This window comes from uncultured Campylobacter sp. (assembly GCF_938017615.1).
In the GTDB taxonomy this organism is placed as follows: Bacteria; Campylobacterota; Campylobacteria; order Campylobacterales; family Campylobacteraceae; genus Campylobacter_B.
Genome location: NZ_CALIJA010000125.1, coordinates 1 through 8,672 on the forward strand (window position 1 = coordinate 1; position 8,672 = coordinate 8,672).

Below are 8,672 nucleotides of genomic sequence, written 5' to 3' on the forward strand. Positions count from 1 at the left end.
CGCGCGCTCAGTGCTTTGCGGCGTCTGCGGAGCCAAAGACTCGACAAACTCGCCAAAATCCGCGATCAGCCGCGCCTGAGATTTTGCGAGCAGATCGTTCGTGCCCGCGCTCTCGTCTATGCGGTGCGGCAGCACGTAGACGGGTACGCCCATCTCGCGAGCCAGGCGCGCGCTTTGCAGCGAGCCGCTACGGGGCTCGGCTTGAGCGACGATGAGCGCTTCGGACAGCGCCACGACGATACGGTTGCGCTGCAAAAACTGAAATCCGCGCGCGCTCACGCCGTCCTCATACTCGCTAAGCGCGAGGCTATGCTCGTAAATTTTGCCGATCATGGCGGCGTTTTGCGCGGGATAAATTTGATCAAGGCCGTTTCCAAAAACCGCGATCGTGTTTGGAAACGCCCCTTCGTGCGCGGCTATGTCGCAGCCGATCGCCGCGCCGCTTACGACGCAAAAGTCCGCATCGCTCAAAGCGCGCGCGAGGCGCAGGATCAAATTTTTGCTATAAACGCTCATCTTGCGCGAGCCCACGATCGAAATGCGGCGCTTTTGTAACATCGCCGGCTCGCCCCTAAAATACAGCCGCGCGGGCTCGCTCGCACCGAGTATTCTTAAGCTTGGAATTTTAAAACTAAGCTCACTCGTAGTACTCATAAATTTCGTCCAAATACACTAAATCGACCTCGCCTAGGATGTCGGCGCTGTTTGCAAGCGCGCGCAAAGTGGAGCTTTTGGGATGGCCGATGGCGATGGCGTAACCCTGCTTTTTAGCAAGCGTCACGGCTTCACGCAGCTTTTTACGCACCGCAGCGACGCTGTTTTGATTATCTAAAAACACATCGCGATGCACGTATCGCATGCCGAGCCCCTTCATCGCCGCCTTAGCCTTGGTAGCGGGGCTCGTGCGCGAGTCGATAAATAAAAATCCATGCTCGTTCATCGCGCGCAGCAGATTTTGCATCGCGCGCTCGTCGGCGGTAAATTTAGAACCGGTATGGTTGTTTATAAATTTAGCATTTGGAAAGTCCGCGCGCAGCTTCGCTATGACGCCGTTTAGCTTCTCGTAATTATCCGAAGCTCGCAGCGTCGCGGAATTATTTTTAGCAGAGCTTGCTTCCATCGGCAGGTGGATCGCGTAATGCGCAAAGCCGCGAGCGAGTGAGCGCGTGTCCTTGCGCTGATACTCGGGCGGGAAGATGGACGGCGTCACGCGCACGGGCAGCGCAGCGATCTTTTGCGCCTGCTCGTCGGTACCTACGTCGTCGATGATGATCGCTAGCTTTGCGCGAGAGCCTGCAGGCAAAGCCTTGCGCGGCGATTTAGAAAGATCGTCCGCACTGCCGGAAGCGTGGCTTTGCGCGATAGAATTTATGGAATTTTCGGGCGCAGAATTTACCGCGATAAAATTTACGTCAGGTCCTTCATCCGCCGAATTTGCAGCAACGGAATTTGCGGAAGCCATAGAATTTACGGAATTTTGCGAATCGCCGTTTGCGGAATTTTCTCCTGCGGAATTCCGCCGTGCGGGCTCGATGCTCATCTTCGGCGCGGTTACGTTTTGCTCGGCGATCTTATCGAGCTCCTTTTGAATCAGAGCTTCCTTCTGTGCAGCGCTTAAACGCGGTCGCTTACCCTGTGACTGCGAAGAGGCTTCGGAAGCTTGCTTGCGCGAGCTTTGCTGCAACGCAGCCTTATTGCCCGAAAATACGAGATCCAAAACCGCGTAGGTAACCGCGCCGCTTAAAAAGCATAAGATTACGACAAAGGCGATCGCTATGTAATTGATCGGGCGCTTTTTGCGGCGCTCGCGTGGATTTGTATTAGCCAAAGCTCAGCCGAAATCAGTTTTTATCTTTGTTTATGAGCTTGCCTTTGGCGATCCACGGCATCATCGCGCGAAGCTTCTCGCCGGTTTTGGTAAGCAAGCTATTTGCCGTGATATTGCGCTCGGCGTTCATTCGCACGTAGCCAGCTTTGCGCTCGAGGATGAAGTCTTTTGCAAATTTGCCGTTTTGGATCTCCTTTAGCACCTCTTTCATCGCCGCTTTGCTGCTTTCGTTTACGACGCGGTTTCCGCTTACGTAATCGCCGTATTCTGCGGTGTTTGAGATCGAATAGCGCATATCTGCCATGCCGCCTTGATAGATGAGATCCACGATCAGCTTCATCTCGTGCTGACACTCAAAATACGCCATCTCGGGCTCATATCCCGCCTCGACGAGGGTCTCAAAGCCTGCGTTGATGAGCGCGCAAAGTCCGCCGCAAAGCACAGCCTGCTCGCCGAAAAGATCGGTCTCGGTCTCTGCTTTAAAAGTCGTTTCGATGATGCCGGTGCGGCCGCCGCCGATCGCACTTGCGTAGCTTAGAGCAAGCTCTTTGGCTCTGCCGCTTTCGTTTTGCGAAACGGCGATCAGCATCGGCACTCCGCCGCCGCTTACAAACTCATTGCGGACGGTGTGGCCCGGGGCTTTCGGAGCGATCATAATGCAATCGATGCCCTTTGGAGGGACGATCTGTCCGAAGTGGATATTAAAGCCGTGCGCAAACGCGATCGCATTGCCCTCGCTCAAATTCGGCTCGATCTCCGCTTTGAAAATGTCGCTTTGAAACTCATCGGGCGTTAGGATCATTACGACGTCTGCGGCCTTCGTAGCCTCGCCGACGCTCATTACTTTAAAGCCCTTCGCCTCGGCCTTGCTCCAGCTCGCGCCACCCTTTTTTAGACCCACGATAACCTCTACGCCGCTATCGCGCAAATTTTCGGCGTGAGCGTGTCCTTGCGAGCCGAAGCCGATCATAGCGACCTTTTTGGCCTTAATCAAACCCAAATCGCAATCTTTGTCGTAAAAAACGTTTATTGCCATAACGCATCCTTTTTTAAAAAATTTAGGCGAGATTGTAGCTAAAATTTGCTTTTACGTAGATAAACCGCGCACCGCAAGGGCGGATAAAGAAATTTTGAGCTATCATTGAGGCATAATTTAGCTTTAAAAGGGGCGAAAATGAAAGTGGGATTTATCGGCGGCGGAAATATGGGCGAGGCTATGATCGCAGCACTTTGCAGAGCTAGCGGGCGAGATTGCGCGGCGAGCAGAGAAAATTTTACAGAGGATAAAGAAAAGTTCGCGCGCGGCGAGCGGAATTTTATTTCCGATGCTCAAAATTTTACCGCTTGCGAGCGGAATTTCGCAAATTTAGAGCAGAATTTTGCGAGCCGCGAACGTGATTTCGCCTGTGTGCAGCCCCGCTCCGAGACAAAACTAGAAGTCCTAGCCTACGCCAGAAGCAAAAACGAAACCTTACGCAAGCGCTACGGCGTGCAAATTTTAGAGGGCGAGACGCAGCTGGCGCACGCGGCGGATATTATCGTGCTCGCGACCAAGCCCGCCAGTTACGAGGGGATTTTGCACCTGATCGCGCCCGAGCTCGCGGGCAAAATCCTGCTTCTTTTGGCGCCGAATTTCAAGCTGGAGTGCGCCCAAAATATCGTAGGTACGGACGTTTTCGTGGCTAGAGCTATGCCAAACGTCGCTGCGAGTATCGGCGCGTCGGCTACGGCGCTGTGCTACGGCGAGTATTTTGATGAGGCTAGTCGGGAGATCGTACGAGCGCTAGCTGCCAAAATCGGCAAATTCTACGAAATAGACGAGGCAGGTTTTGCCGCATTTACGGGGATCGCAGGGAGTCTGCCTGCGTATGTGTGCGCCTTTATCGAGGCTGCGGCGGATGCGGGCGTGCGGGGCGGACTGCCGCGGGCGCTATGCTACGACGCGGTAGCGGCGGCGGTAGAGGGCACGGCGCGCCTGCTACAAAGCGGCAGGCGCCCATCGGAGCTCAAAGACGCCGTCTGCTCGCCTGCGGGTACGACGATAGAGGGGCTGGCGGCACTGGAGGCGGCTGGGTTTCGCGCAGCGGTGATGGCGGCGATCGAGGCGTGCATCGCCAAAGCTCGCGGCTAGCCTCATCGCACCTCGTCGGTTTCGGGTTTCAAACACAGCGCGTTTGCTGGCGCGCTAGCATTGGTGTTCTGCACGGGCGCTCTAGCTAAATTTTGTCTTATCTTTAAATCAAACGAGCTTGCCACTCCTGCAGCGGCGGAATTTACGAGCCTTATGGTAAACGAGCCGGCAAGCTCGCATTGCATTTAAAATTTTAAAATTTAGAGATTTGTAAAATTTTAGGTCAAAATTTACGATTAAAATTCTAAATTTACAGGCTTATAAATTTAGTGATCGCAACAGAGCTAAATTTTGATTTTTAGTAGAGCAAGTTTGGCATCCATAACCATTAAAATCAAAATTTAGCGCAGCATAGGGAGATGCGCCCGCGACTGCGAACTTGCTGGATAAAAAATCAAGCCAAGAACGCAAGCGCTAAATAGTGCGTCCTGCGCTGCGGTCTTGCGAGATACAAACGCAAGCTGCAAAATTTCATCGCTCGCGTGAATAGAAAACCAAACAAGCCGCGCCGAAACGTATTTGATTACCAGAGCGAGCCGCATCAAAACATATTCCGCCGCCCGTGCGAGCCTTAAATTTAAACTGCGTTTCGCCGCCGAGCGATAAACCAAATCCATGCGCCAAATCCTGCCGAGCTGTGCAATAAAATTTAACTTTTCATCCAGCCGAAACTTCGCACGCAAAGCCGCGATAAGCAATATTATATAAATTCCTTCTCCAAAGGCTGCATCGCGTTGCCGTCTGCGTCAAAAAGCACCCGCCCGCAGACCTCGCAGACTTCATCTCTAGGCGACGGCTCGTCCGCGTCCAGCTGCCACGCCGACATCTCGCCGCACTCGCAGTTTATGACATAAAGGATCTGCCTTTTGCGGCGCTTACCCCACGGCACGATATCCCAAAACAGCTCTTTGCGCTTTGCCATTTTCTTAAAATCCCGCTCGGCGTCCTTATGCGCGATAAATAGATAAAAAGCGTCGTTATGAAGGTCCAAGGCAAAGAGCCTAAAATCGCTCTTTTTCAGTGCCTTTTGAAACTCGTTCATCAAAAATAGACTCGCGTCGCCGCGCTTAAAATCCTCTTTTTTCGCCTCTTTTTCAAGCTTGGCGTAAATTTTATCGCACTCTAGAGCCACGCCGCTTTGCAGCGCATCAAGCCTAGAGCGGATAAATTTACCCACATCGCCCGTGCTATCCTCGCCCGCCCAGTCAAGCACCCGCACGAGCCCTTTTGCGATAAGCGCGTCCAAAAACTCGCCGTCACCAAGCTCGCCTATCTTTTCAAAACCCTCCGTTTCGCCCGCCGTCAAATGCTTTAAAACGCAGCACTGATCTTTCGTCATTTTCGCTCCTTTGATTAAATTTACCGCCTGTATGCCCACTTAAATTTTACTCTCAAAAAGCTTTAAGCTTACTTTTCGAAACTCCTTGCGCTGCAAATTTAGCTCGCTGCGGCGGGTAAAATTTCGCTATCATTTTGCCAATTTAACAAAGGAGAAAAGGGTGAGCGTAGAATTTCGCATCAAAAACAAAAAGCGCCTGCTATTTATGGGCTATTCAGACGCCATGAGCGTAGGCAAGGCATTGGAGCTACTGCCCGATCTATCGGTATTTGGCATAGACGAGAGCGCCGAGGACTTTGACGAGAGGGCGTTTTTAAAATCACCTTTGAGCGAGTATGAGTGTTTGATTTTGGGCGTGCGGGGCAAGAGCGGGCGCGGGATGGAGGTTAGCTACGATGAGGATCAGCAAAGCTACGCCGTGCGCGTAAATACGCCCGCGACGATCTTTGATTGGGTTTTGGCGATCTCGTATCTGCAGGCACTATCTAAGCAGCTGGGGGGCGAGATCGCGGATGAAAACGGCGAAATTTACACCCACGACAGGATAGAGCAATTCGACTACGAGCGCGATATATCGGCGGGGCTACATTCGATAGATCAACACTTAAGCGGCGATACGGAGGTAAATTTTTGCTACGGGGTGCAGAGGCCTTTTGCGATAAACCGCGCGATGATGGATGAAATTTTAGCCTCGTATAACCCCGCCGCCGAGTTTAGTAAGCGGCTAACCGAAGTGCAATACCTCGACGCTTACAGCGCGCACCAGAGGTTTTACCGAAATGGGGATGACGGTACGATAATGGGCTCATACGCGCTCACGCAGGACCTGCCCACTATCCTGCCCTACAAGCCGTTTGTGGAGTGGCAAAACGCGGAGATGCTGAAAAATAGCGACGTAGCGCGCTGGCCGATCGCGCTCATAGGCATCGAGGGCGACAAAAATGACGCAGGTAACTACCGCGCCATCACCGAGCTGGAATACGGCGAGTTTATCGCGCGGCTGCCGAAGCGAAACTACCGCTTCATCGATGCGAGCTATATTTTGGCTGACGGGCTAAACGTCAATCAGCTAAAGGCGCTGGCGGGCTAAATTTTACTTGCGGTGAAATTCTACAGAATTTTATCGAGGGTTGACGCCGCAAAATTTAAAGGGGTGGAATTCGCAGTAAATTTCGCGATACGTAAAATTTTAAGGAGGCGGAATTTTTAAATTTATATCGCGGTGAAATTTCGTCGTGATAAAATTTTAGAAAGTCTAAATGAAAAAGATCTGCTACGACCTAAAATTTACGATAACGACGAAATGCTGGGCGTGCTGTAAGAGGAGATCGAGGCGCTACCGCAGAGCAAGCGGATTTTATCCGCCAAATAGCGGCGCGCGTTAATCAGCCAAAATCGCCGCCCCGCTTAAATCCGGGTTTAAATTTAACTCGTCTATGATAGATAAAAGCTCTGAAATTTCCTTTTTTATCTGCGCGGCGTCCTCTAAGCTCGGCGGCGGCGAAAAGAGCGTCGTCTCAAACTTGTTTTTCGCTCCGTTTAAAAATAGATAAAATTTATCGTCCATAAACGCCGCGCTCACCCCCATCTCTCCAGCAAATTTTATCTTTAACTCTCTCAAACGCTCCATAAATGCGGGCGTCAAAAGATACCTCGCCCCTACTTTGTCATCCGTAAAAACCCTAAATTCATCGTTAAAAAGAGTATCGTCCATCTGTTCTTTTTCGCCTATAAATTTAGTATTTAACGTGCGACTCGCGACTATAGTTTGCCCGCTAAATTTCTTGTAAAACTCGCAGACCAAAACCGAGCCGCTAAAGGCTTGCATATCTTTCATCGTTGACCAAGCAAAAAATATTAGAGAGATTAGGTTAAGTCCGGGCGAGTCGCCTAGTTTTAGTTTGGCATCCCTGGGTATGCTTATAGCTTCGCTAAGATTAAATTTGACGCCGTTATACGTTCCGCTAATTAGGTCTTCGGCACGAAATCTGTCGCGTGGATAAATATTGATTTTTCTAAATTCTTGTTTGCTTATGCCTGCTTGGGGATCGTATTTAAAGATTGTATTTACGTCTTTTATTGCAATGCGAATGAACGTATTTTTAAAAAAACTCGTATAATCTTTTTCCGCATCCAGCGCATAGTATGCGGATATGTTAATAGCAAGAATGATAAACGGCAAATAGACGGCTGCAAATAAATCTCCAGCTCCGCTGCTGTCGAATATATACATAACGATCTCACCTCCTATCAAAAGCACGCCGAAGGTAAAGAAAAGTCCAAGAATTATGCTTTTAATATATAGTCTTTTGCATTTGCTTTGTTTTTTCGCGGTTGCCTCTATTGCTTCGTTTAGATTCAAAATTTCACCTTTTTCTAAATTTACGTAGCGGATTTCGCGCTCGGAGCGAATTTTAGCAAAATTTACGCCGCAAAGATACGGCGGCGCGAGTAAATTTTATTCGGCGGATTAAATTTATGAAATTTACGCCGCGGCAGCGATCTATTCGGACGTGCGCTGATTTAGCCACGCTCCCAGATTGCTCGTGCCCTCTTTTAGCACCCCAAATCCTGCGGCGGCAACACAGACAAAATTAATTAGAGAGCCCCTCCCGCCGACGTTTAAAATCCCAAAGCCTACGATCCACAGCGCCGCGCCGAAGCCAAGCGTGCACACGGCGGTCACGATCCCCAGCTTGCGGCGCAAAGGGCTTGGTTTGCGCGCCACCTGAACTCGAGTGATCACGTAGCTGCCCGCATATCCTCCGCGGATGAAATATGCGCGCGCAGGCTCGCCCTCCTCTACGGGGATATCGTTAAACTCGCCGCGCAGCTTCACGCCGTCTATCTCGAAAAATACCCAAATTTTGCTATTTCCTCTTGCAGCGTGGACGCGGAGATTTTGAACCTCGCCCGTGATTTCATATTCCAATTTGTCTCCTCAAACAGCTTCGCGCTTTGCTTCCGCGCTAAATTCCGCGCCGTAAAATTTTAAAATCTAAATTTTGCCTTGCTCGTAGCGCTGCCCATGAAATTTTAAAGTTGAGATTCTGCAAGCCCTAAATTCAGAGCTAAGCTTTAAAATTTCATAGCGAAATAGAATTCCAAATAAAGCTCGCCGCTAAATTTAGCTAATCGCATGCACTGGCTATTGCGTCTTACTGAATTTCGCACGTCGTAAAATCTCGGCGAAATTGCGCGCGCTACAAAAGCTCACAAACCCGTCGCGGCAATATCGCAGACAAAGCCCATCGAAAAAACTGATACCGCGCGACGAGTAGCGTAGATAGACGGTGCAAGGCAGGTAGCACAACAGACGCCATATGACAGACGGTGCACGACAGCAATACAAAAGACGGTGCCCACGATAGGCA

Annotated in this window: 10 protein-coding genes; 2 read left to right on the forward strand and 8 right to left on the reverse strand. The window is 50.7% G+C overall.

What is annotated here, in order from left to right; translation table 11 throughout:
- The 3 genes from Q0620_RS06430 to ilvC form a co-directional block, all read right to left on the reverse strand.
- Positions 1-654, reverse strand: a 654-nt coding sequence (locus Q0620_RS06430) for a DNA-processing protein DprA (RefSeq protein WP_298783860.1), incomplete at its 3' end; no start/stop codon positions are given.
- Positions 638-1,828, reverse strand: coding sequence for a divergent polysaccharide deacetylase family protein (locus tag Q0620_RS06435; protein ID WP_298783861.1), 1,191 nt, complete (start codon positions 1,826-1,828; stop codon positions 638-640). The genes Q0620_RS06435 and Q0620_RS06430, both read right to left, overlap by 17 nt.
- 13 nt (positions 1,829-1,841) lie before the next feature.
- On the reverse strand, positions 1,842-2,864 hold the full coding sequence (gene ilvC, locus Q0620_RS06440; protein ID WP_298783862.1) for a ketol-acid reductoisomerase: 1,023 nt from the start codon (positions 2,862-2,864) through the stop codon (positions 1,842-1,844).
- Positions 2,865-3,002: 138 nt separating this feature from the next.
- On the opposite strand from ilvC, the gene proC reads away from it, so the two are divergent.
- Positions 3,003-3,959, forward strand: coding sequence for a pyrroline-5-carboxylate reductase (gene proC / locus Q0620_RS06445; protein WP_298783863.1), 957 nt, complete (start codon positions 3,003-3,005; stop codon positions 3,957-3,959).
- A 2-nt stretch (positions 3,960-3,961) separates the two neighbouring features.
- On the opposite strand, the gene Q0620_RS06450 is transcribed toward proC, so the two are convergent.
- The 3 genes from Q0620_RS06450 to Q0620_RS06460 form a co-directional block, all read right to left on the reverse strand.
- Positions 3,962-4,144, reverse strand: coding sequence for a hypothetical protein (locus Q0620_RS06450; protein ID WP_298783864.1), 183 nt, complete (start codon positions 4,142-4,144; stop codon positions 3,962-3,964).
- 156 nt (positions 4,145-4,300) lie between these two features.
- On the reverse strand, positions 4,301-4,576 hold the full coding sequence (locus Q0620_RS06455) for a hypothetical protein (RefSeq protein WP_298783865.1): 276 nt from the start codon (positions 4,574-4,576) through the stop codon (positions 4,301-4,303).
- A gap of 83 nt (positions 4,577-4,659) precedes the next feature.
- On the reverse strand, positions 4,660-5,298 hold the full coding sequence (locus Q0620_RS06460; RefSeq protein WP_298783866.1) for a hypothetical protein: 639 nt from the start codon (positions 5,296-5,298) through the stop codon (positions 4,660-4,662).
- A gap of 160 nt (positions 5,299-5,458) precedes the next feature.
- Between Q0620_RS06460 and Q0620_RS06465 the strand changes: the two genes are divergently transcribed.
- Positions 5,459-6,388, forward strand: a complete 930-nt coding sequence (locus tag Q0620_RS06465) for a DUF4299 family protein (protein ID WP_298783867.1) — start codon at positions 5,459-5,461, stop codon at positions 6,386-6,388.
- 291 nt (positions 6,389-6,679) lie between these two features.
- Here Q0620_RS06465 and Q0620_RS06470 read toward each other — a convergent pair whose 3' ends face one another.
- Both Q0620_RS06470 and Q0620_RS06475 read right to left on the reverse strand, forming a co-directional pair.
- Positions 6,680-7,660 carry a DUF3137 domain-containing protein gene (locus Q0620_RS06470; protein WP_298783868.1) on the reverse strand — a complete coding sequence of 327 codons (981 nt, stop codon included), beginning with the start codon at positions 7,658-7,660 and terminating at the stop codon, positions 6,680-6,682.
- 141 nt (positions 7,661-7,801) lie between these two features.
- Positions 7,802-8,230 carry a hypothetical protein gene (locus tag Q0620_RS06475; protein WP_298783871.1) on the reverse strand — a complete coding sequence of 143 codons (429 nt, stop codon included), beginning with the start codon at positions 8,228-8,230 and terminating at the stop codon, positions 7,802-7,804.
- Positions 8,231-8,672 lie beyond the last annotated feature (442 nt).